The sequence below is a fragment of the Pseudomonas sp. PDM27 genome (genome assembly GCF_019219205.1).
Classification (GTDB): domain Bacteria; phylum Pseudomonadota; class Gammaproteobacteria; order Pseudomonadales; family Pseudomonadaceae; genus Aquipseudomonas; species Aquipseudomonas laurylsulfatiphila.
The window spans coordinates 220,842-244,214 of the sequence record NZ_JAHUWF010000009.1; the positions used below are offsets into that span (position 1 = coordinate 220,842).

A 23,373-nucleotide genomic window follows, 5' to 3' on the forward strand; every position below is an offset into this window, starting at 1 on the left:
TCTATTCCAGCAAGAGGTGGCGGGCGAGCCCTTCGATGTAGGTTTCATCCTGGCCGTTGGGGTGTGCCTCGAAGGCCAGGTGCAGGTATTCGTGGGTCAGGTCGAGGCGGTCTTGCAGCGTCAGCACGCCACGCACGTAGATACGCTGGCGTTCGCGGTCGACATAGGGGCGTCCGAAGGCCAGGCGGCATACGGCGAAGGCGCCGACTTCGTTGTAGCCGACCTCGCCTTCCAACCGCGCACGCCAGCCGCGCCGCTGTTTCTGCAGCCAGTCTTGCGCGGCAGGCAATGCTTCGCAGGACGCGATCGGGTTGTCCCAGCGACTGAGACTGGCGCGTGGGTAGGCGTGCAGCAGGATGGCGTCGTAGCGCTGGCCGGCACGGGCCTGTTCGACGGCTTGCTGCCAGGACAGCTTGTCCGGGCCGGGTTGATCGGAATGATAGGTGACGGTACTGCCGGCCAGGACCAGGTCGCTGGTCCACGCGGCGATGTCGCGTGACTTGGACGATGCCGGACGCGGCGCGACCCGCTGACGGCTGCTGCTGTCGTCGATGCTCAGGCAATCGCCGCTGCGCGTGGCGTTTTGCAGCAGGTACGTGCGGATGACCACCGCGAGGGCTTTGGCGGCCTCGACCGGCTCGGCAGTGGCTTCGCGCTGGAGCACACGGGCGACGTACTCTTCGCGATCCAGCCGGGCGACGAGCTTGTCGTCCAGCAGAAAGAGTTCACCGTCACTGTGGATATCCAGCGCATTGCCGTTGGCGAATTCGACGCGGTAGTCACCCTGCAACGCTCCGGAAGTCACCGCAGAGCCTCCTGACAAGACACGCCGAAGTGGATAGCGGGAGAACAGATCGACCTCTACACACGTCCCTGCATCCGCAGACCAGGAAACAGGTATCACCGTAGACAACGCCTGGGCGTAATCGCGCAGTACCCGCTGACTGGTGCCCCGCCCCCCGGCCCAGACCGGTGCACCATCCGCCGTCCAGCCGGCAAATCCGCCCTGGCGTGACGTGGCATCTTGATCCGCCAACCAGCTCCAGGTCTTCACCCGCAGGCGGCTTCCGAGTTCGCCGACGACATTTCCGTCGGCGGCATTGAGCACCACATCGAGCAACACACGTCGGGCTTGATCCTGCGCCGGCAGCACGGCCAACACCTTTAACAGTTCCGCCACCGAAGCCCGGGTAGCCGGTTGCAACGAAGGCAAATCCAGCAGCCAATGCGGCGCCTGCCGTGCCTGCCAATAGGCTCGCCAGTCGGCCTCGCGGATGCCCAGTCGCGCGGGTTCGAAATACAGACCGCATGACTTCACCAACGCCTGATCGCGCTCGATCCTGCCGCCCGCCGTGCAGCAATAGACTTCTTCCTTCGACTGGCCGCGACATTCATAAGCCGGTTCACGCGCACCGGTATCGACCAGCCAGGCGTAGACGAACAACTTCCACACACTGCCCAGTGGTGTCTGCAAGGTCTGCGGCAGTGGCTCGCGGGCGATCACCTGAGTTCGGCTCAACGACAATAAATCGCCCTTGAAGGCCAGGCGCAGCGGTTCGTCCTGTGCTGTCGCCAGCACAGGGATCAAACACAGCAGCAACTTGTGCACGTCAGTGAACCGTGACCTGGCCAAGGGCTGCCTTTTGTTCCATCGCCTGATGCTGTGGCGCATACACCTGAGTGAATCGCACTGGCGGCAAGTTGAACTGCCCCTTTTGCGAGAAACGCACCAGATGCCGCAGGCGCAATTCGCCACTCAAGGCATCGACCGGAACGGCATAGGCCATTTGCCCCGGCTCGAAACGCGCCTTCTCCAGCGATGTCGGTTCGGTGCCAGCCTTGCCCATGAGCTTGATGCCCCAGGTCGTGCGCTCGACATCGGCGCCCGGTGGCAGCGGCACTTCCAGCAGGCCGTAACGCAGCGGTTTGGCGGCTTTGCTGGTGACGATCACTTCGTCGAGATAGAGGCTGTCGCTGGACAGCGGCGCGTTGCCGACTGCCTCGAGTTTGAAAGTGAAAGCCTCATCCCCCGGCACCAGCCGCGACAGGCGACGGGTGATGGTCACCGCCATCGGATCCACCGCCGGCTGCTGACTGCGATAGCTCAATGCAGCGCGCAGCGGACGCTCCTGCACCCCGCTCAGCATCAATACCGCCGGCACTGGCGCAGGCCCCTGCCACGTCCAATACATCTCGCCAGAAACCCCGTACTGTTTCTTCCAGCCTTCACCCGGCGCCAATGCAATGGTGGGCGATGCCTGCTCGATGCTGCGCTGCAGCCAGGTGAGCGCCAATGCCCGTTCCAGGGTCGATTGCTGCGGCAACAGGCGTTGCAACAACGCCTGGGCATGAGCCTGATCGAAGGGTTGCAGCGACAGGTTCAGCGCTTCGGCAAACGGTTGGGAACTGAACGCCAGACGTTGCTGCGCGTCGGCCAGTTGCCGGTTGAACGCATCCGGCACAGCGACCTTCGCCTGCCTGGCCAGCGAGGCCGTCAACACTCGCGCGGCAGCCAGTCCCAAGGCTGAATCCGGGTCGCTCATGACGAGGCTGTCTTCGCCGTCTTCCATCAGGTTGGCGGCAGTGCCCTCGCCCGCTTTCGCCAGATCATCCATCAGGCCACTGAGCAAGGTGTTGACAGGCAACTGCATCTGTTTGGCGAACGACAGGATCAGCGCCCGCTGCAACAGCGGCGTGTTGTTCGCCTGTTTGGCGTAGACCTCCAGCACTCGCTGCCAATGCTCCGGCGGCAGGCTCAGGTCCAGTACCCGGCTGGCGTGCCAGTCGGCGTAATAGGCGTAGGCGGTGAGGAACGCGTCCGGCTCGCCGTCCATGCCCCACCAGGTGAAGCTCGCCGAAGGACCGGCCATTTGTACCAGTCGCAGGCGACTGTTTTGCATGATCAGGCGCAAGCGATCGCGGATCTGCGGATTCGCCGCCAGCGTCGGGTAGGCAATGCTCAACGGCAACAGACGACTGGCGGTCTGCTCGACACCACCGTAGGGGTAGCTCAACAGGTCGTCGAGGGCCGAACGGAACAACGCTTGCGGACTGTCATCCAGACGCAGGCGAATATCGGTCGCGTCTGCCGGCAGAGTCAGCGGTGTATCGCCGCTGCTCACATCGAGACTTTGGGATTGCGTCACCCGCCAGCCTTCACCGGTCGCGCTCAGGTGCACCGCCAATGCATCAGCGATTTTGCCGTCCTGCACCAGCTCGGCGCTCCACTCGCCATTGGCCAGTTCAAATGCCGGCAACGGTATGAAGTTGATGCCGCTGTTCAGGGTCACAGGCAGGCGCTGTTCGTTGCCGGCGTAACGGGTCACCAATTCGGCCTTGACCGGTTTCTCGGCCTGACTGAAGGCGAACACTCCGAGGTCCGGTTTGTCGCCGGTACGGAATCGACTCGGCCCGCTCCACTTCAGGTACAGCGGTTTTTCCGAGCGTACGAATTGCTTCTTCTGCCCGACCTGACCGTCATCGGCGATGGCCCTGGCGGTGATGCGCCAGCGGGTCAGGGAGTCGGGCATCTTGAAGGTGAAGCGGGTTTTGCCGTTGGCGTCGGTCAGCAATTCTGGCTGCCACGTCGCCGTGTCGACGTCCTCGCGACGCGGCCGTTCCAGCACCTTCACGCCGCGCTCACTGCGATTGGCTTTGCCCGGTGCACCGGGGCTGCCCGGCAAGGCGACGTCATAACTGATGAACGACAAACTGGCGCTGGTGCGCACGTTGTTGCGCCGCGGGTGATAGAAGAACTGGTCGATGCTCGGCGCCACTTCCGGTTGCAGCGCGTAGACCATTTCATCGACCACGCTGACCGTCAGGTGCCCCGGGATCGGCTTACCGGCAAATTGAGTCGTCAGGTCCACCGAGACGGTTTCGCCCGGCTGGTAGGTGTCTTTATCGGTGGCGATGACCACGTCGATCTGTGGCGTCACCACCTTGATGCCGGCGTTCTGGAAACTGTACTGCCCGCCCTTGGTGTACAGCACCGAGAAGGTCAGGTTCGGCGCGAAGCCGTCCTTCACCGGGATGCGCGCGCGGTATTGAGTATCGCTGAGCTTTTCCGTCTTCAGCCAGTCACCGCCCCTGGACAGCAGCGCGGTCGCCTCGACCTTGTCCCGCTCCAGCGACAGCAAGGCATCGTTGACCGGTTCCGGGAAAGTGATCAGCGCCAGCGCTTCATCGCCGGTGATGTACTCGGATTTGTCGAGGACGATTTCCACGGTACCGGGTACGGCTTTGACACCTTCCCCGGTGACCGAATGCCCGGTGGCGCCGACCACGCGACCGTGGTCATCCTTGAGCGTCAGGTTGTAGGTGCCCGGTCGGTCAAAGGCCAGGGTGAAACCTTTGTCGGTTGCCGCAAGTTTGCCTTCGCCGGTGCTCTGGTCTTCCAGACGTACCCAGCCGTAGCTGCCCGGTGTAACGGCCTGCGCCTGCTCGCCTTCGCGGGTGTAGCTGAACGCGACCTTGTCGCCCACCGCGCTGAAGCGTCGGGGCGCGCTCAAGCGGAAGTTCGCCGCGCCACGGTCGATGAGGATTTCCTTGGTGGTCTTGACCCGATACGCCGCGCCGTCGCTGGCGAACACGGTGAGCATATAGCGACTCGGCTTGTCGGCGGCGGGCAGGTCGAGCGTTGCGTTGCCCTTGGCGTCGGTGGTCAGTTCGGTACTGGTCAGCTCCACCGGAAATTGCCCGAGGTACTGCAGCTCGTTGTCGACCATCGACAGCTGTTGGGCGCGCAGGCTCAGGCTCAATTTCGCATTGGCCACCGGTTTGCCGTCCGGGTACAGCAGCACCAGGTTGCCCTTGACCGGCTCGCTGGTGCGGTAATCCTGCTTGGCCAGATTGAGCGAAATCTCGAAGTGCGGCTTGATGTATTCAGCGACGCGGAAGGCGCTGCTGTAGGTCTGGTCCTTGTAGGTGAAACGCAGTTCATAACCACCGGCCACGGCATTGTCCGGCAACTGGAAGCGGCCCTGGGTGCCGGCCCTGGAATCGAGTTTCAGATCGAGGGATTGCAGCGCCGTGCCGGTGGCATCGAGCACGCTCACATTGACGTCGGCAGCGCTTGGCTGCACCGAGTCCCGCGCGTTCTTGAATTCACGTCCGACGATTTTCAGCGACACCCAATCCCCCGGCCGATAAAGCGGCCGGTCGGTGAAAGCATAGAGTTTGGTGTCGTAGATTTCGCTGTCGTAGTAGAAGTTCTCGGAGACGAACACTCCGCCCTCTTCGTCTTCGCCGATCACGAAGGAGCGCTCGGGGCTGACGTGTTTCAAGCGCAGCAAGCCGTCGCTATCGGTGGCGCCGCTGCTCATCACACCCAGGCCGTCGGTCCACAGCACATTGACCTTCGGCACCGAGCTGCCTTCGTGTTTGCGCGCGGCCCACACCAGCAATTCGTCACCGGCAATCTTGCTCACCGCCACGGTGTTGGAGACGAACACCATGGTGGTCGCGCGGTACTTGCCGATCAGCGCTTCCACCAGATAAAGACCCGGTTTGAGAGTGCCCAGCGGGATGTACACATTGCCCGGCGCGACACTGACAAACTCGCTGGAAGATCCGGCCAGGTTCACCCCCGCCGGTGGCTGGATCGGCTTGGCCTGCCACAACGGATAACGGAACTGGCTGACCACCGGCAAACCCGGTATCAACGCGAATTGCGGCTGCGCATCGTAGGGCGTTGGCGCGGCCATCGCATTGCCCATCTTCAGTTCCGGCACTTCCTCGGTGACTTGTTTACGCGACTCGTAGGAAAACGCACGCTGCATCACCCGGCGGGATTTGCGATACCAGTTGTCCCACAGGTACGCGAGGGTGTTGGACAGACCTTCACCCTTGAACTGGCCGTCGCTGACCACCCGATGCAGGTTCTTCTGGCGCTTGAGGAAGTCCAGCGGCTTGTCGATGCGATACACCCGGATGTCCGCGCCGCCATAGGGCTCCATGCGAAACCGGCGATAGTCGCGGCCCGGCGCTTCGAGGCGCACCATCGCCGGCTCATCGCTGGCGAAACTGCTGTCGGCCAGCAGGAAGAAGCTCTCGCCGGCCACCGGCGCATAGCCGCTGGCCGGGACCGAGTCATCGGCGTTAACCACCGAGAGTGGCAGCATCCACACCAACATCAGAGACAGAAAACGCAGCATGCGGGCACCGGTCATTGGGAGAGAAAATTCAGTCGATAGACGCCGATGAAGTTGGGGTTGGCTGCGTCGGGTATCCATCGGGTGTCCTTCCATGTCATGAGTTGCTGCAGGCTTGCCGAACGCATGCCGTTGTCGGTGGGTGTGGTGGTGCCGGTGTGATAGGCGATGTAGCGGCCCATCCAGATCATCAGGTGCTGGTCGTCGCCCTGATCGAAAAACATCAGGTCGCCGGGGCGTGCCTGTGACACATCGCGGCTGACCAGATGGCTGTTGAACTGGATCAATTTGATCGCGTTGACGTACGGCCCGACCTTGCCGCCGCCCTGCTGCCACTGCTGGGCGAGACCGCGCTGGGCATCGCTCAATTGCAGCTCCGGCGGCAGGTAACGGTTGGACAGGCCATTGCTGCGCAGCCATTTGTCGTCGTGGACTTTCAGCGCTTCATTGGCGGCAAAGCGCACCAGTCCGGCGCAGTCTTGCTGATACCAACGGGGGCTCGGACCCTGGCTCAGTTGCTCCTGGGCAATGCGCACGAACCAGGCGCGGAACACCTGGGATTGCTGCGGGTCGAGCGACGGCGCCTCGACAGCGCGGGCACCTGCGCTCAGCAACAACGCCAGCAGGCCGAGACTGCGGATCAATGGCGTCACAGCGCTTTCCACTCCAGCGGCAGCCACTGCCAGTGGCCGTCTGGCTCGCTGCCTTCGGGCAAGGTCAGGGCGTATTTGCCGTAGCCACCGAGCGTGCGCAGTTTCGGAATCAGGAAGGTTTGCGCGGCGTTGTAGAACACCGGCTCCATGTCCTGGGGCAGGCTGTCGAGGGTTTCCTGCCGCATCAGTTGCGCCATCGAATCGGGGCCGAAATAGACTGGCATCAGCAAGTCCTTGGGCACCACGTCGGCCATCGGCGGGAAGCGTTTGTCGAGGGTGCCGAGGGCCTTGTCCACCAGCTTGTCGTCGAGGGAAAACAGCAACGTCGAACCATGGCGCGCCAGGCTGACTTTCATGAACGCCTTGCCGGTGATGGCATTAGGATCTTGAGCTTCCTTGGCCGCATAAGGCCCGAAACTGGAGCTGACCTGGCGTTGCCACTGATGGCTCTGGCCTTCCTGTTTTTCCACCACCGGGAAGGCACCGTCCTCGACATTGCTCTCGTGTGCACCGACCATCGAGCCGAACAGTTTGCCCAGATCCCCATCGAGTTTGCCGCCGTCGTCATCGTTGAGGCTGGCCACCAGCAAGGGCGTGTACAACCGCGAATCGGCATACCAGCACAGCCCCGCCGCGCCGGCCATGTGTTCGGTCAGTGCCTGGGCCACCGTCTCCTCGGCACCGAGTTTCACCAGCAGCGGCTTCTGTTGTTCGGCAGCCAGCGGCAACGCTACACAAGCGCTTGCGCCCATAGGCATGGCTTGCCAGATCGGTTTGAAATCGAAGTCCGGCTGGTTCTCCAGCTCGTCCATGGCCAGAAAGCTGTGCCAGCCCTTGTCGTCCATGTCGAAGCGCAGGCCGGCGAAGTTCGGGATAAAACGCTGGTAACCCATGGCCAGCACGCTGGCATTCACCGACAGTCGTTGTTTCACCTGCGGCGCACGAGGTGGCAGACCAAAGGCTTCGGGAAACAGTTTTTCGCCATTGAGCAGCGCGGCAACGGCCGTGGTCGATACGCTGCCCGGTTCCTCCATTGCACCGTTTTGCGGATCGTAGAGTTTCGCCGGATTGGACAGCACCACCAGTTTGTCGCCATGGGACGCGAACAACAGCGCCTTGCTGGCGTTGTAATTGAGTTGATAGAGCGGCACGTCTTCGCTGCCGACCTTCACGTCAGCGACCTTGCTCAACTGCGAGTCGTCCAGCGCGACTTTGGCCAGCGGTTCCAGCACCTTGGCCAGGCCGCCGCGATCCATCACCAGCAGGAAATCCTTGAGCCGCCCGTCCGCCCCGCGCCACAACGCCACGTCGGCAGGCTGATCGAACAGTTGCTCGATCAGGGTGTCCTGCAACTTCAGGTCATGTTCGTAGATGATCCGCCGCAGACTGCCGATCAAACCGAGGCGATCAACGTGTGTTTCGTAGTAGAAGACGAAATCTTCGGTCAGGGTTTCCTTGAGGAAGGGCACCGCGAGCAGGTCTTTGGGCAATTGGCTCAAGGAGTGGGATTCCAGCAAACCATCCGGCCGGCCCATACCCAGTTTGTCACTGGCCAACGCAGGCGCCGGCGCCTTGGGTTTATGCATGAGCCACCCCAACCCACCGGCCACGCCAGCGACCAGGCATATGCCGATCAGCAGCGTCGGCCAATGCAGGGAAGATTTGGCCGCGGGTGCGCCAGCGGCCGGAGTAACAGTGCTATCACTCATGTTCACAAAACCCGATGTTCATCCGTGGAGCGGGATGCTTAATAGTTGAAAGTCTTGACCAGCAGCAGGTCGCCGATTGCGCGCAGGGGCACGATGAACGTCTCGCGCTTTTCATCGACGGTGTTTTCGTTGAGCACCAGGTTGATCTGCGAGGTAATCACCTCGTTCTGGTTGCCGGTCTCATCGAAGTTATAGCCGCCGCTGCCGAAGTTGCCCCAATAGTTCACGTAAACCAGATAGGTGCCGTGCAGCGGTGCGGTCATGGTGAACATTTCCGGGCCCGGTCCATCGACGCCGTCCGGATCGAGGCCGCCGCCATTGGTCAGCGCCGAGTGCGCCCAGAAAGCGTGCTGGCCGTCGGGGGTGATGATGTGCAAATCGAGTTCGGCCTTCGGGTCGTCCCAGCCCAGCACCACACGAATCCGCACCGGGGTGCGCAGATTGTTGGCTTCATAGAATTGAACGCGCTTGAGCGACTGGCCTTCAACGCTACGCACTTCGACGCTGTTGGAACCGGCGCCGAACGCATAGGGCCGGGCGAAACGGCCCTGGTCGTCGGTGTACAGATTCAAGGGATTGCCGTTGACCGCCAGCGTGTGCGGCCCACGCTGAGTGCCGAGGGCCTTGAGTTGGCCTTCGATCATCGTGCGATTGCGCTGCACGCCCCGGTCGATGGGCGGCGTGGGATAGGCGACTTGCGGGTTTTCCGTACGATCCAGCAAACCGTTGTAGCGCCAGCCGCCCACCGGTTCCGACAACTCGGCATTCGGCGCAGCCAGAACCGGGGGCCCGATAGCCAACCCGATCAGCAGCAAAAGAAATGAGCGCATGTGACGCCTCCTGCCATGCATGACGAAACCTTGCACCTGATCCTGGGCGCGTTACAGATGGGAATACTGCGTTTCGTCTGAAAGACCCGTGACTGCCAGGTCGTATAGGGCTCGAAGGTTAGCCATTCGGGTGTTTTTTAACAATCGGATGGCTCCGAAATTGCGGTGGGAATCACGATAACGGGTGGACGGAGAGCCGAATACGCGCCATATTCGGCTCATTATGTGAGCCGAATAACCGATCTAATCGGCTCACCCCACTTAGAGCATCAAGTGCATGACACCTCAATGGATATGGCAGCAGCCTGATTGGCCAGAGTTCACCTGGAATGCCGAACGCTTGGCGCCCTTGTTACGGGAGTGCGTTCAAGCACAAGGTCGGCTAATGGGCATGGCCAGTTCCGTGGGCAGTTCGCTGAGCGCGCAAAGTGAGCTGGATGCGTTGTTGCAAAACATCGTCACCTCATCGGCCATTGAAGGTGAACAACTGAACGTCGGCTCCGTTCGTTCGTCGCTGGCTCGACGCCTGGGTCTGGATCTGGTTGATGGCGATAGAGTCAGCCAACGCAGTGAAGGTCTTGCGCAATTGATGCTTGATGCTACTCAGCATTTTGCCGAGCCGCTGACACTGGACCGCTTGCTGCACTGGCATGGATGGTTGTTTCCGGAGCAGGACGGCAACCTCGCCACCCGGGCGATACGTGTCGGTGCATTGCGCGGCGATGAACCGATGCAGGTCGTCTCCGGTCGTCTCGACAAGCCGACCGTACACTTCGAAGCGCCGCCTCGACCGGGCCTTGAGCGTCAACTCGAAATCTTCCTCGACTGGTTTGAGTGCGGCCGAAGCCAGGCCGGACTCGACCCATTGCTGCGTGCTGGCATCGCACACTTCTGGTTTGTCACACTCCACCCTTTTGACGACGGCAATGGTCGCCTCACGCGCACCATCACGGACCTTGCATTGGCACAGGGCGAGGCTCAGGCGATTCGTTTTTACGCAATGTCGGCAAGCATTCTTGAGGACCGCTCCGGTTACTACCGGGTATTGGAAACGAGTCAAAAAGCTACGACCGATGTCACTGAGTGGCTGGAGTGGTTCCTGCAAACGCTTCTGCTCAGCCTGCAACAAGCCATGGCACGGATCGACAGTGTGCTAGGCAAGGCGCGATTCTGGCAGGCGCACCAAACATCCGGGCTGTCGGCCGAACAAACCAGGGTACTGAATCGCTTGCTCGATGGCGGCGAAAGGGGCTTCGAGCACGGCATCAGTGCGGCTCAATACCAGGCCGTCGCCAAAGTATCCAAAGCGACCGCAACCCGTCATCTGGCCGAACTGCTGGATAAGGGCTGTCTGCAACGCCTGCCCGGTGGCGGGCGCAGCACCCGCTACCGAATCCACTATCCTGATAACCCGGTACTGTAGGAGCTGCCGGAGGCTGCGATCTTTTGATCCTGCTTCCAAAAAACAAAGTCAAAAGATCGCAGCCTTCGGCAGCTCCTACAAGGGCGTGCGTCGTCTGTGAGTTTGCCCATAAACCCCCTATCTGCTAGTGTCGCGCCGGTTTAACGTCAACCGGAAATCGCCGCCATGGCCCGCAAAAAAGCTGCACTGGATTTCGAACAGTCCCTCGCCGACCTGCAAACGCTGGTGGAGCGTCTGGAGAATGGCGAATTGTCGCTGGAGGACTCGCTGGCCGCTTTCGAGCAAGGCATCGGTCTGACCCGCGATTGCCAGGCGGCGCTGGCCCAGGCCGAGCAAAAGGTTCAGGTACTGCTCGAGCGTGATGGCGAGTTGGCCGAGGAACCCTTCGACGCGGATCAGCCAGAATGATTGCAGCGTACTCGGCCACCAGCCAGGCCCGCGTCAATGCGGCTCTGGAAACCCTGTTCACGGCACCAGGCCCCGAGTTGGCGCGGCTTTACGAAGCCATGCGCTACAGCGTGATGAATGGCGGCAAACGCGTGCGTCCCCTGCTGGCCTACGCCGCGTGTGAAGCATTGGGCGGCAAGCCTGAACAAGCCAACGGTGCCGCCTGTGCGGTGGAGCTAATCCACGCCTATTCACTGGTGCATGACGATTTGCCGGCGATGGATGATGACGATCTGCGTCGCGGCCAGCCCACCACCCACAAGAAATTCGATGAGGCCTGCGCGATCCTCGCCGGCGACGGCTTGCAGAGCCTGGCCTTCAGCGCCCTGCTAGACCCGCGCCTGAGCACGTCGGAGGCCGACATCCGCCTGCAAATGGTCAGCGCCCTGGCACTGGCGGCGGGCCCGGCAGGCATGGTCGGCGGTCAGGCCATCGACCTCGGTTCGGTCGGCCTGAAGCTTGACCAGAAAGCCCTGGAGTACATGCACCGGCACAAGACCGGCGCGCTGATCGAAGTCAGCGTCAAACTCGGCGCCCTGGCCAGCGGCCGTGCCGAGAAAGACGAACTCAAGTCCCTGCAGACTTATGCACAGGCCATCGGCCTGGCATTCCAGGTCCAGGACGACATTCTCGACGTCGAAAGTGATACCGCCACCCTCGGCAAACGCCAGGGCGCAGACATTGCCCGGGACAAGCCGACCTACCCGGCCCTGCTCGGCCTCGACGCCGCCAAGGCCTATGCCCTTGAGCTGCGCGACCAGGCCCTGCACGCCCTGCGACCGTTTGACGCGGCGGCCGAGCCGTTGCGGGATCTGGCCCGGTATATCGTCGATCGCCGCAGTTGAAGGCGAATCCGCCAAAAAAGACCAACGCGTGGGCAGGGGACGATGCATCAGGTAAACTGCCGCATCTTTTATACCTATAACGATTCGCCTGATGCCCACGACGTTTCATGAGATTCCCCGCAAGCGCCCGACCACGCCCCTGCTCGACCGCGCGAACACGCCGGACGGCCTGCGCCGGTTAGGCGAAGCCGAGCTGGAAACCCTGGCCGATGAGTTGCGCCTGGAATTGCTCTACACGGTCGGCCAGACCGGTGGGCATTTCGGTGCAGGCCTGGGCGTGATCGAGCTGACCATCGCGCTGCATTACGTCTTCGACACCCCGGACGACCGGCTGGTGTGGGACGTGGGGCATCAGGCGTATCCACACAAGATCCTCACCGGTCGTCGCGAGCGCATGGGCACCCTGCGCCAGAAAGACGGCGTCGCGGCCTTCCCGCGCCGCTCCGAGAGCGAGTACGACACCTTTGGCGTCGGCCACTCCAGCACCTCGATCAGTGCCGCGCTGGGCATGGCGATTGCCGCCCGCCTGCAGAACAGCGAGCGCAAGGCGATCGCGGTGATCGGCGACGGCGCGTTGACCGCGGGCATGGCGTTCGAAGCGCTGAACCACGCGCCGGAAGTGGACGCCAACATGCTGGTGATTCTCAACGACAACGACATGTCGATCTCGCGCAACGTCGGTGGCTTGTCGAACTATCTGGCGAAGATCCTTTCCAGCCGCACCTACGCGAGCATGCGCGAAGGCAGCAAGAAAGTGCTGTCGCGCCTGCCCGGCGCCTGGGAAATCGCTCGCCGTACCGAAGAATATGCCAAGGGCATGCTGGTTCCCGGCACGCTGTTCGAAGAGCTGGGCTGGAACTACATCGGCCCGATCGATGGCCACGACCTGCCGACCCTGATCGCCACCCTGCGTAACATGCGCGACCTGAAAGGCCCGCAGTTTCTGCACGTCGTCACCAAGAAAGGCAAAGGCTTCGCCCCGGCGGAAGTCGACCCGATCGGTTACCACGCCATCACCAAACTCGAACCGCTGGACGCCCCCGCCGCCGCGCCGAAAAAGGCCAGCGGGCCGAAATATTCCGGTGTGTTCGGCGAATGGTTGTGCGACATGGCGGCGACCGATCCGCGCCTGGTCGGGATTACCCCGGCGATGAAGGAAGGCTCGGACCTGGTCGCGTTCAGCGAACGTTTCCCGCTGCGCTACTTCGACGTGGCCATTGCCGAGCAACACGCCGTGACCCTCGCGGCCGGTATGGCCTGCGAAGGCGCCAAGCCCGTGGTCGCCATCTATTCGACTTTCCTGCAACGCGGCTACGACCAGCTTGTCCACGATGTGGCGGTGCAGAACCTCGACGTCCTGTTCGCCATCGACCGTGCGGGTCTGGTGGGCGAAGACGGTCCGACCCACGCCGGCAGCTTCGATTTGTCGTTCCTGCGTTGCATCCCCGGCATGCTGGTGATGACCCCGAGCGACGAAAACGAGCTGCGCAAGATGCTCACCACCGGTCACCTGTACGAAGGCCCGGCGGCTGTGCGTTATCCACGCGGTAATGGCCCGAACGCGACCATCGAGAAAGACCTCGAACCAATCGAGATCGGCAAGGGCGTCGTCCGCCGCCAGGGCAGTAAAGTCGCCCTGCTGGTGTTCGGCGTGCAACTGGCCGAAGCCCTGAAGGTCGCCGAGACGCTGGATGCGACCGTGGTCGACATGCGTTTCGTAAAACCGCTGGATGAAGCGCTGGTGCGCGAAATCGCCGGCAGTCACGAGCTGCTGGTCACCGTCGAAGAAAACGCGGTCATGGGCGGCGCCGGTGGCGCAGTCAGCGAGTTCCTCGCCCGGGAAAACATCCTCAAGTCGATGCTGCACCTGGGCTTGCCGGACATCTACGTCGAGCACGCCAAGCCTGCACAAATGCTGGCCGAGTGCGGACTGGATGAAGCCGGGATCGAGGCTTCGATCCGCGAGCGCCTGCAACTGCTCGACCTGTAAACATCCCTCTGTGTAGGAGCTGCCGAAGGCTGCGATCTTTTGATCTTGCCCTTCGGCGGCTCCAGGCATGAAAAATCAAGATCAAAGATCGCAGCCTTCGGCAGCTCCTACAGGGGCATGTGTTGTCTGTGAAAGCCCGGATTCCGATGAAACTCTCTCCCCTCGCCCTGACGCTGACCCTGCTGCCGGCTGGTCAACTGCTGGCCGACACCTTCGAACGCGATCAAGCGCTGAAGCTGCCCGACGTTCTGATCAGCGCCAACCGCCAGGTCGAAGCGCGCAACGACAGCAGCGCCGCCAACACCGTGTTCACCCGCGACGACATTGATCGCCTGCAACCCGATAGCATCACTGACCTGCTGCGCCGTGTACCGGGCGTGCAAGTCTCGCAGGCCGGCGGGCGCGGCAGTGTGCCGGGGGTCTACATTCGCGGCACGCAATCAGCCCAGAGCCTGGTGCTGGTGGACGGTCAGCGCATCGGCAGCTCGACCTCCGGCGACAGCAACCTGCAACACATCAACATCGAACAGGTCGAGCGCGTGGAAGTGCTGCGCGGTTCCCGTTCGGTGATTTATGGCAGCGATGCGATTGGTGGGGTGGTCCAGATCTTCACCCGCCGGGGCGGCGAGCAGGGCCTGCAACCGCGCCTGCACACGGCGTTTGGCAGCAACCAGACCTGGGAGCGCAGCCTTGGCCTGTCCGGTGGCGATGAGCGCACCCGCTTCAACCTCGGTACCAGTCTCGACGAAAGCGCCGGGATCAATCGCACCCACGAGTCTTACCCCAGCGACGGCGACCATGACGAGTACCGAAACCAGTCGTTCAGCCTGAGCGTTAGCCACGCACTCAGCGATGACATCGAGATCGGCGCCAACGCGCTGGATAATCGCGGCAAAAGCGAATTCGACAACCCGTTCGGGCGCTTCGACATGAATACGTTCGAATCGGTCCAACAGCAGCCCGACAACGAGTTCGATGTGAGCAGTGTCAGCAGCTACATCGACGCGCGCATCAATGACCTGTGGAAAACCCGCATCGAGTTCGGCCACAGCGAAAACCGCGAGAAGACTCTCGACAAACTCAGTGACGATCGCAGCGTGTTCAACACCTACCGGGATTCGGTGAACTGGCAGAACGACCTGGCGCTCGACGAGCGCAACAGTCTGCTGCTCGGAGGTGACTGGTATGAAGACCGGATCAACAGCAGCACCGCGTTCGATGAAGACAGTCGCTGGAACCGTGCGGCGTACATCCAGCATCGCTATCGGACTGACCGTTTCTCCACGGAGCTGGGTTTGCGTCACGACGACAACCAGCAATTTGGCAGCCAGAACACCTGGAGCGGTACCTTCACCCTGCCGCTGAACCCGGACAACGAAGTGCTGTTCACCTACAGCGAAGGCTTCCGCGCACCGACGTTCAACGACCTGTACTACCCCGACTTCAGCAACCCGGACCTCAAGCCTGAAACCTCGAAAAGCTATGAGCTGCAATGGCGCAGCCAATTGACCGACAGCAGTCGCCTGGAAACGTCGCTGTATCGCACCGACCTTGAAGACGCGATCATCTTCGGCAGCAACTCACGCCCCGAGAACGTCGCCTCGGCGCGGATCAACGGCTTCGAAGCAGCGCTGAAACAGGAATTGTTCGACTGGCAAAGCAATCTCGGCGTGGCGATCATCGACCCGCGCGACCGTGACACGGGCCATACCCTGGCCCGCCGTGCGCGCCGCACTTTGAGCTGGGATCTGGACCGACAGTTCGACCGCCTGGGCCTCGGCGCCAGTTGGCAAGCGGTCAGCAGCAGCTATGACGACCTGAACAATCAACAGCCCCTCGGCGGCTATGCCTTGCTGGGGCTGCGCAGCAGTTGGGAGCTCAATCGTGAAGTCCGGCTGGAGCTGAAGGTCGACAACCTGCTGGACAAGGGTTACAGCCGGGCGTTGTACAGCTACCAGGGCAGCCAGTACGGGTATCGCGAAGAAGGTCGGGCGTGGATGTTTGGCGTGACCTGGACCCCCGACATCCGCTGAGATCACCTGTAGGAGCTGCCGAAGGCTGCGATCTTTTGATCTTGTCTTTAAAAGAAAAATCAAAAGATCGCAGCCTTCGGCAGCTCCTACAAAGGCGTGGCCAGAGTGTCAGTGACAGTACATTTCAGCGGTCGGGGGCGATCAACTGGCACAGCTTTGCAGTCGCCTCGACCATCTGCCCACTCGGTCGCTCCAGGCCCTTGTCCGTCACCAGGCGCAACTGTCCTTGCGCAACGGCCGCCACCTGCGGCCAGGCTTTCCACGCATCGAGCTGCGCCTGATCGCTGGCCAGAATCACCTCGGGATTACGCTGCAACACGGCTTCCACGCTGACTTGCGGTGCCGGCAGTTTCAGGTCGGCAAACACGTTTTGGGCGCCGCAGACTTCCAGCGCATCGCTGATGATCTGCTCGCCGCCGACGGTGTACAACGGCCGATCCCATATCTGATAGAACACCCGCAACGGCTGATCCCGTCGATAGCGTTGACGCAGTGCATCCAACCGCTGGCGCAAATCGCTGGCCAATGAAACGCCGCGGTCAGGCCGATCGAGCCGAGCGGCAATGGCCTCGATTTGCGCGGCGAGCTGCTCCAGGCTGTGGGGTTCGGCGACGTAGGTGGGAATGTTCAGGCGCTTGAGCTGGTCCCGCTGGGCCGGACCGACGCTACCGGGCCATAGCAGCAACAGATCGGGCTGCAGGCTGAGCAGCCGCTCCATGTCCAACTGGCCATAGCGGCCAACGGAGGGCAGGTTCTTGAGTTCCACCGGTCGCTCACCGGCATCCAGCACACCGACCAGGAGGTCGGCAGAACCCAGTTCAACGACGATTTCAGACAGCGACGGTGCAAGGCTGACGACCCGCTCGACCGCGATGGCCGAGCCGCTGGCGGCCAGCAGCAAAACCGCCAGCCAGAGCGCGCGCATCAACCGAGCTGACGCGGAATACGGTAGAGGTAGAACAGCACGGCGGTCGACAGCGCCAGCAACATCAGCGGCACCGCTTCGAGCCCGACGAACACCGCCAGGGCACCGATCCACGCTGGCAGGCCGGCGGCAAGGAACGCTGTACGGCGCTTCGCCGCCAGGTTGATCCACGCGCCAGGTTCTTCAGGGGTATCGAGGGCTTTCTGGGTGGCGATCAGCGCGTGTTTGTAGGCGCCGAAAAACTTCAGGCTGACAAACATCGAGGCGACACCGGCGATGAACAACGGCATCGCCAGCACCGGCAGAATGGCTTCGCTCTGGCCGAACACCGCGTTGATCACAAACAGCGGCAACAGGGCCAGTGCCAGGTATTGCCACCAGTTGACGGACAGTCGCCGCCGAACCTGACCCCGGGTCACGCCCGGTCTACCTCGCCCTGATGTTCATTGCCCATCATGTGGTCGAGCTTGCTGGCCTTGGTCGCCAGGTAGAGTCGGTTATGCGGGTTGTGGCCAGTGTGCAACGGTACGCGCTCGGCCACCGCGATCCCCATGTCGGTCAAAGCCTTGACCTTGCGCGGGTTGTTGGTCATCAGGCGCAATGACTTCACGCCCAGGTGCTCGAGCATCGGCAGGCACATGGCGTAGTCACGCTGGTCGGCGGCAAAGCCCAGACGCTCGTTGGCTTCGACGGTATCGGCGCCACCATCCTGCAGCTCATAGGCGCGGATCTTGTTCAGCAGGCCAATGCCACGACCTTCCTGGCGCAAGTACAGCAACACGCCACGACCTTCACGGGCGATGGCTTGCAAAGCGGCCTCCAGTTGCGAGCCGCAGTCGCAACGCTGGCTGAACAGGGCATCGCCAGTCAGGCATTCGGAGTGCAGCCGGCCGAGTACCGGGGCACCGTCGTCGAACTCACCCAGGCTCAGCACAACGTGCTCGCGGCCAGTGCCCTCATCGAGAAAGCCGTGCATGGTGAATTGCGCAAAAGGCGTTGGCAGCTTGGAAGCGGCGACAAAAACGACAGGCACCGGTGTGCTCCTGATCTAAAAGTTCTGAAGATTCGCAGAGCCGGCATTGTAACAGCAGGTTCCGAGCGACGCTTAGGCTGAATTATCGGCGATAACTATCAAAAAGTTTGATATGCGGGCCGATCAATCTCTGTAGGAGCTGCCGAAGGCTGCGATCTTTTGATTTTGACTTTTGAAGATCAAAAGATCGCAGCCTTCGGCAGCTCCTGCATTGGCCCCGTTCAATTGTCTTCGAATGGGTATGGCTGTTTCCAGCGCTCGAAGATAGGTTTCAGCTCACCGCTTTTGACCAGCTTCTCCATACGCTGATCGAACAGCGCCATCAGGCTACGCGCCTTTGCGGTCTTGGCAAAGCACAGGTACAGCGGCAACTCGGCGATATGGGTACTGCGCAACTGGGAGGGGTCTTTGGCACGATTGCGCACGTAATCGACTTCGGTCTGCGCGTCGATGTAATAGTCGGCACGGTTGTGGGTCAGCATCGACACAATGCCATCGCGCCGCTGCACTTCAGCAAAGTGCTGCACGTTGGGCAGGTAATCCTGGTAATCGTAACCACGGACCCAAGCCAGTCGATAATTGCCCAGGGTTTCCGGGGTTGGCACCGGACTGCTTGCCAGGCCCAGGGCGTAGATGTGATCGGTGTCGAAGCTCCAATGGGGATAGAGCACAGCCTCGGACTCATCACGATAGGAACCGACGCAGGCATCGACTTCACCCCGCTCGGCCAGGCCCAGCGAACGCAAGTAGGGCTCGGTGCGGATGTCCACCTTGACACCTGCCGGCTCGAACACTTGTCGCAGCACGTCCCAGCCCAGGCCATGACCGTCAGCGGCGGTATAGTCCTCCCAGTCTTCGCTGGCCAGATGAATCACCGACGGCGGCGTAGCACCCCCTCCTCCCGCTTGGGCGAAAGAGCAAAACATCGCGAGCACCACCATCAATCCACGTAGAACCATCCCTGCTCCCCCGATTAACGCCTGGTCACCCTTGATCAGGCGAAAAACCACACCAGTCCCTGCATCGCCAACCAGGCGAACACCCCGGCCAGCACATCATCGAGCATGATACCAACGCCGCCATGCACGTGCCGGTCGATCCAGCGAATCGGCCATGGCTTGAGGATATCGAAGAAGCGGAACATCAAGAAGCCTGCCAGCAACCACTGCCATCCTTCCGGCACCAGCCACAGGGTGATCCACATCCCGACCATTTCGTCCCAGACGATGCCTTCATGGTCATGTACCCGCAAATCGTCGGCCACTTTGCCGCACAGCCAGAAGCCGAACAGCATGGTGATGCCGAGCATCAGCCAGTAACCCCAGTCGGGCAACATCTGCCACAACGGAATAAAGGGAAGGGCAACCAACGATCCCCAAGTGCCGGGCGCCTTCGGCAAGGTGCCCGAGCCGAAGCCGAACGCCAGGAAATGCCATGGATTACGCCAGACCGACGGCGGTACGAATTCCGCCGGGACCTGTTTGGGATGATCTGTCACGGTGACTCCCGAAAATGTTGATAACCCCGGGTTTGCGGGGTGATGTCTTGGCCATCCGCGTCCAGCAGCGTCACGCCCTGCCCCGTCACCACCCGTCCAATCACATGGATCGGCCAGTCGTCGGCCAGCAATAGCGGCAACTCGACGGACGGTAGGGTGAACGCCAGCACGTAGTCGTCGCCACCGCTCAGGGCCGCCACTTGGGCGTCCGATCGGCCGAGAAAGTCGACCAGGCTCTGCGACAGCGGTAAACGCTCCCGCTCGACTTCGATACCGACCTTCGAGGCCAGCGCGATATGCCCGCAATCAGCGAGCAGGCCGTCGGAGATGTCCATCGCCGAAGTGGCCTTGCCCCGCAGCGCCTGCCCCAGGCCAAGCTGCGGTTGCGGCGACCAGTAGTGAGCCAGCAACGGCTCGGCAATGCTCGCGTCGGCCGTGCGCTGACCGAGCACCAATGGCAAGGCTCCGGCGGCATTGCCCAGGTCGCCGCCGACACACAGCAGATCGCCCGGTTGCGCACCGCTGCGGGTCAGCGCCTGACCACTCGGCACGCGCCCGAACACGGTCATGGTCAAGCTGAGCGGCCCGCGGGTGGTATCGCCGCCGACCAGTGCCACGCCGCAGCTTTGCGCCATCTGGTTCAAACCACGGGCATAGGCTTGCAGCCAATCGGCGGTCACCGTCGGCAAGGTCAGGGCAAGGGTAAAGGCAACCGGGGTGGCGCCCATGGCGGCCAGGTCGCTGACGGCCACGGCCAGCGAGCGCTGACCGAGCAGAAAGGGATCGCAGGGATCGGCGAAATGCACGCCGGCCACCAGCGTATCGGTAGAAATCGCCAACTGCTCCCCGGGAGGAACAGCCAGCAAGGCGCAGTCATCGCCGATCCCGAGGGCAACGCCTTCGCCGCCCTGCGCACAAGGCGCGGCGGCGAAGAAATTGCGGATCAGCTCAAACTCGCCCATGGCTTCGTGTCGACATTCCAAGCGCCGATCAGCGCTTGAACGCCTTCACTTCAGCTTCACGCAGACGCGGGGCCAGCTTGTCGAGCACACCGTTGACGAACTTGTGGCCGTCGGTGGAACCGAAGACCTTGGCCAGTTCGATACCTTCGTTGATCACAACGCGGTACGGCACGTCGACGCGCTTGAGCAGTTCCCAGGTGGACAGGCGCAGAACCGCCAGTTCAACCGGGTCCAGCTCTTCGATGGTCAGATCGAGGCAAGGCTTGAGTGCGGTGTCGATTTCGGTCTTGAACTGCGGAACCCCGTGCAGGATTTCGCGGAAGTACGCGCCGTCGACATCGCTGAAATCGTTATCGACCCGGAACTGCGCTTCGATCTCGTTCAGCGACTGCTTGGCCATGTGCCATTGGTACAGCGCCTGAGTCGCGAGCTGACGGGCTTCGCGGCGCTTGGCGCTTTTCGATGGCTTGCCGGCATCCGCAGGCTTTGGATCGCGCGGGTTGAAACGATCGCTATCGTCGCTAATCACTTGGCCTCCAACTGCGCCAGCAGGCTGACCATTTCCAGAGCGGACAGGGCAGCTTCAGCACCTTTGTTGCCGGCCTTGGTGCCGGAACGCTCGATGGCTTGCTCGATGGAGTCAACGGTCAGCACGCCGAATGCAACCGGTACGCCGAACTCCATGGACACCTGGGCCAGGCCCTTGGTGCATTCGCCAGCCACGTATTCGAAATGCGGAGTGCCGCCACGAATGACTGCGCCCAGGGCGATGATTGCCGCGAACTCGCCCTTTTGAGCGACTTTCTGTGCAACCAGCGGAATTTCGAAGGCGCCAGGTGCGCGGATGATGGTGATGTCGCTTTCGCTCACGCCGTGGCGAACCAGGGCATCAACGGCACCGCTGACCAGGCTTTCAACGACGAAGCTGTTGAAACGGCCCACTACCAGAGCGTAGCGGCCTTTAGGGGCGATGAAGGTACCTTCGATGGTCTTCAGGGTCATTCGTTAGATCTCTTAAAGAGCCGGGACGCGTCTCGTACGCGTCCCTCAGTGATATTTGAACCGCGAATTCAAGGCCGGGAACAACCGGTCATTATTCGGAGGGCACGTATTCTACAACTTCCAGATCGAAACCGGATATCGCATTAAATTTCATTGGTGCCGACATCAGGCGCATTTTGCGTACGCCCAGGTCACGCAGGATCTGCGAACCGGCACCGACAGTGCTGTAGGTGGTCGGTTTTTTCACCGCGGCGTGATCGGCGGTTTCGCGGATATGCGCCAGCAACACGTCGCCATCGAGCGGGTGACCGAGCAACAGCACTACGCCGCTGCCGGCCTCGGCAACCGCTGACATGGCGGCGCGCAGGCTCCAGCGGCCCGGTTGCTTGACCATCAGCAGGTCGCGCAGCGGGTCCATGTTGTGCACGCGAACCAGGGTCGGTTCTTCGGCACACACGTTGCCCAGGGTCAGCGCCATGTGCACGTCGCCTTCCACCGAATCACGATAGGTCACCAGGTTGAATTGGCCCAGTTCGCTGTCCAGCGGCTGCTCGGCAATCCGCTGAACGGTACGTTCGTGGATCATCCGGTAGTGAATCAGGTCGGCGATGGTGCCGATCTTGATGTCGTGTTCGGCAGCAAAAGCTTCCAGCTCGGCGCGACGGGACATGGTGCCGTCGTCGTTCATCACTTCGCAGATCACACCGCTCGGCTCGAAACCGGCCATGCGCGCCAGGTCGCAGGCCGCTTCGGTGTGGCCGGCACGGGCCAGGGTGCCGCCGGCCTGGGCCATCAGCGGGAAGATGTGGCCCGGGCTGACGATGTCTTCAGCCTTGGCATCACGGGCAGCAGCCGCTTGCACAGTACGCGCGCGGTCGGCGGCGGAGATGCCGGTGGTCACGCCGGTGGCCGCTTCGATCGATACGGTGAACTTGGTGCCGAAACCGGAACCATTGCGCGGCGCCATCAACGGCAGCTTGAGCAGTTCGCAGCGCTCGCGGCTCATCGGCATGCAGATCAGGCCACGGGCGTGCTTGGCCATGAAGTTGATGTGCTCGGGCTTGCAGCACTCGGCGGCCATGATCAGGTCGCCTTCGTTCTCGCGGTCTTCGTCATCCATGAGGATGACCATCTTGCCTTGGCGGATGTCTTCAACCAGTTCTTCGATGCTATTGAGCGCCACAAGGCACCCCCTTGGGTCAGGATTTGAGGTAGCCGTTGGCGGCCAGAAAGCTTTCGGTAATAGTGCTGCCGGCAGTCGGCTCTGCGGCCTTGTCGCCCAAAAGCAGACGCTCCAGGTAACGGGCCAGCAAGTCCACTTCCAGGTTCACCCGGCGACCAGGCTGATACGACGCCATGATGGTTTCGCTCAGGGTGTGCGGAATGATGGTCAGCAGGAACTCGGCGCCATCGACTGCGTTCACGGTCAGGCTGGTGCCGTCGACGGTGATCGAGCCTTTATGGGCAATGTACTTGGCCAGGTCCTTGGGCGCGCGAATGCGGAATTCCACGGCGCGCGCGTTTTCGGTACGGGCAACCACTTCACCCACGCCGTCGACGTGACCGCTGACCAGATGCCCGCCAAGGCGAGTGGTCGGGGTCAGGGCTTTTTCCAGATTGACCGGGCTGCCGCTTTTCAGGTCGTTCATGGCGGTGCAGTCGAGGGTTTCGCGACTGACATCCGCCGCAAAACCATTGCCCGGTAATTCAACGGCCGTCAGGCACACGCCGTTGACCGCGATGCTGTCGCCCAGTTTGACGTCGCTCAAGTCGAGCTTGCCGGTTTCGACGTGTACCCGCACATCACCGCCCTTTGGGGTCAATGCACGAATACTGCCGATGGATTCGATGATGCCGGTAAACATGAGGTT

At 61.9% G+C, this 23,373-nt stretch carries 20 protein-coding genes; 5 read left to right on the top strand and 15 right to left on the bottom strand.

Going from position 1 to position 23,373, the window contains the following annotated elements; translation table 11 throughout:
• Position 1: 1 nt before the first annotated feature.
• The 5 genes from KW838_RS19605 to KW838_RS19625 are packed head-to-tail and all read right to left on the bottom strand — an operon-like array spanning position 2 to position 9,344.
• Positions 2–1,633: a DUF2300 domain-containing protein gene (locus KW838_RS19605; RefSeq protein WP_218502694.1), complete on the bottom strand. Its 1,632-nt coding sequence runs from the start codon at positions 1,631–1,633 to the stop codon at positions 2–4.
• Entirely contained in the window at positions 1,611–6,170 is a 4,560-nt protein-coding gene (locus tag KW838_RS19610) for an alpha-2-macroglobulin (protein ID WP_218502701.1), read from the bottom strand. The genes KW838_RS19605 and KW838_RS19610 overlap by 23 nt, the downstream gene beginning before the upstream one ends.
• Positions 6,167–6,805, bottom strand: a complete 639-nt coding sequence (locus KW838_RS19615) for a DUF1175 family protein (protein ID WP_218502703.1) — start codon at positions 6,803–6,805, stop codon at positions 6,167–6,169. The genes KW838_RS19610 and KW838_RS19615 overlap by 4 nt, the downstream gene beginning before the upstream one ends.
• Complete coding sequence (locus KW838_RS19620; RefSeq protein WP_218502705.1) at positions 6,802–8,514, bottom strand: DUF2138 domain-containing protein; 1,713 nt, start codon at positions 8,512–8,514, stop codon at positions 6,802–6,804. Before KW838_RS19620 ends, KW838_RS19615 begins: the two co-directional genes overlap by 4 nt.
• Positions 8,515–8,552: 38 nt before the next feature.
• Positions 8,553–9,344: a YfaP family protein gene (locus KW838_RS19625; RefSeq protein WP_218502707.1), complete on the bottom strand. Its 792-nt coding sequence runs from the start codon at positions 9,342–9,344 to the stop codon at positions 8,553–8,555.
• Between the two features lie 277 nt (positions 9,345–9,621).
• Here KW838_RS19625 and KW838_RS19630 point away from each other — a divergent pair, with 277 nt between their 5' ends.
• The 5 genes from KW838_RS19630 to KW838_RS19650 all read left to right on the top strand — a co-directional run bounded on the left by KW838_RS19630 (position 9,622) and on the right by KW838_RS19650 (position 16,082).
• On the top strand, positions 9,622–10,767 hold the full coding sequence (locus KW838_RS19630; RefSeq protein WP_218502709.1) for a Fic family protein: 1,146 nt from the start codon (positions 9,622–9,624) through the stop codon (positions 10,765–10,767).
• A gap of 165 nt (positions 10,768–10,932) precedes the next feature.
• Positions 10,933–11,175 (top strand): exodeoxyribonuclease VII small subunit, encoded by a 243-nt coding sequence (locus KW838_RS19635; RefSeq protein ID WP_007970180.1) that lies wholly within the window; start codon positions 10,933–10,935, stop codon positions 11,173–11,175.
• Entirely contained in the window at positions 11,172–12,059 is an 888-nt protein-coding gene (gene ispA, locus KW838_RS19640; RefSeq protein ID WP_102702044.1) for a (2E,6E)-farnesyl diphosphate synthase, read from the top strand. The genes KW838_RS19635 and ispA overlap by 4 nt, the downstream gene beginning before the upstream one ends.
• A 91-nt stretch (positions 12,060–12,150) precedes the next feature.
• Positions 12,151–14,049, top strand: a complete 1,899-nt coding sequence (gene dxs, locus KW838_RS19645; protein WP_218502719.1) for a 1-deoxy-D-xylulose-5-phosphate synthase — start codon at positions 12,151–12,153, stop codon at positions 14,047–14,049.
• Between the two features lie 146 nt (positions 14,050–14,195).
• Positions 14,196–16,082 carry a TonB-dependent receptor domain-containing protein gene (locus KW838_RS19650; protein ID WP_218502729.1) on the top strand — a complete coding sequence of 629 codons (1,887 nt, stop codon included), beginning with the start codon at positions 14,196–14,198 and terminating at the stop codon, positions 16,080–16,082.
• Between the two features lie 124 nt (positions 16,083–16,206).
• On the opposite strand, the gene KW838_RS19655 is transcribed toward KW838_RS19650, so the two are convergent.
• The 10 genes from KW838_RS19655 to KW838_RS19700 form a co-directional block, all read right to left on the bottom strand.
• The gene (locus KW838_RS19655; protein WP_218502731.1) at positions 16,207–17,007 is read right to left on the bottom strand and encodes a cobalamin-binding protein; all 801 of its coding nucleotides are present in this window, start codon (positions 17,005–17,007) and stop codon (positions 16,207–16,209) included.
• Positions 17,007–17,426, bottom strand: coding sequence for an MFS transporter (locus tag KW838_RS19660; protein ID WP_102702040.1), 420 nt, complete (start codon positions 17,424–17,426; stop codon positions 17,007–17,009). Before KW838_RS19660 ends, KW838_RS19655 begins: the two co-directional genes overlap by 1 nt.
• On the bottom strand, positions 17,423–18,040 hold the full coding sequence (ribA, locus tag KW838_RS19665) for a GTP cyclohydrolase II (RefSeq protein WP_007970170.1): 618 nt from the start codon (positions 18,038–18,040) through the stop codon (positions 17,423–17,425). Before ribA ends, KW838_RS19660 begins: the two co-directional genes overlap by 4 nt.
• Positions 18,041–18,261: 221 nt before the next feature.
• Positions 18,262–18,999 carry an ABC transporter substrate-binding protein gene (locus KW838_RS19670; RefSeq protein ID WP_102702039.1) on the bottom strand — a complete coding sequence of 246 codons (738 nt, stop codon included), beginning with the start codon at positions 18,997–18,999 and terminating at the stop codon, positions 18,262–18,264.
• Positions 19,000–19,034: 35 nt separating this feature from the next.
• Entirely contained in the window at positions 19,035–19,538 is a 504-nt protein-coding gene (locus KW838_RS19675; RefSeq protein WP_007970166.1) for a phosphatidylglycerophosphatase A, read from the bottom strand.
• Complete coding sequence (gene thiL, locus KW838_RS19680; RefSeq protein WP_218502741.1) at positions 19,535–20,500, bottom strand: thiamine-phosphate kinase; 966 nt, start codon at positions 20,498–20,500, stop codon at positions 19,535–19,537. Before thiL ends, KW838_RS19675 begins: the two co-directional genes overlap by 4 nt.
• A gap of 28 nt (positions 20,501–20,528) precedes the next feature.
• Positions 20,529–21,029 carry a transcription antitermination factor NusB gene (nusB, locus tag KW838_RS19685; RefSeq protein ID WP_007970164.1) on the bottom strand — a complete coding sequence of 167 codons (501 nt, stop codon included), beginning with the start codon at positions 21,027–21,029 and terminating at the stop codon, positions 20,529–20,531.
• Positions 21,026–21,502, bottom strand: a complete 477-nt coding sequence (ribE, locus tag KW838_RS19690) for a 6,7-dimethyl-8-ribityllumazine synthase (RefSeq protein ID WP_003228649.1) — start codon at positions 21,500–21,502, stop codon at positions 21,026–21,028. Before ribE ends, nusB begins: the two co-directional genes overlap by 4 nt.
• A gap of 91 nt (positions 21,503–21,593) precedes the next feature.
• The gene (ribBA, locus tag KW838_RS19695; RefSeq protein ID WP_007970163.1) at positions 21,594–22,685 is read right to left on the bottom strand and encodes a bifunctional 3,4-dihydroxy-2-butanone-4-phosphate synthase/GTP cyclohydrolase II; all 1,092 of its coding nucleotides are present in this window, start codon (positions 22,683–22,685) and stop codon (positions 21,594–21,596) included.
• Between the two features lie 16 nt (positions 22,686–22,701).
• Positions 22,702–23,367 (bottom strand): riboflavin synthase, encoded by a 666-nt coding sequence (locus KW838_RS19700; RefSeq protein WP_008018158.1) that lies wholly within the window; start codon positions 23,365–23,367, stop codon positions 22,702–22,704.
• Positions 23,368–23,373 lie beyond the last annotated feature (6 nt).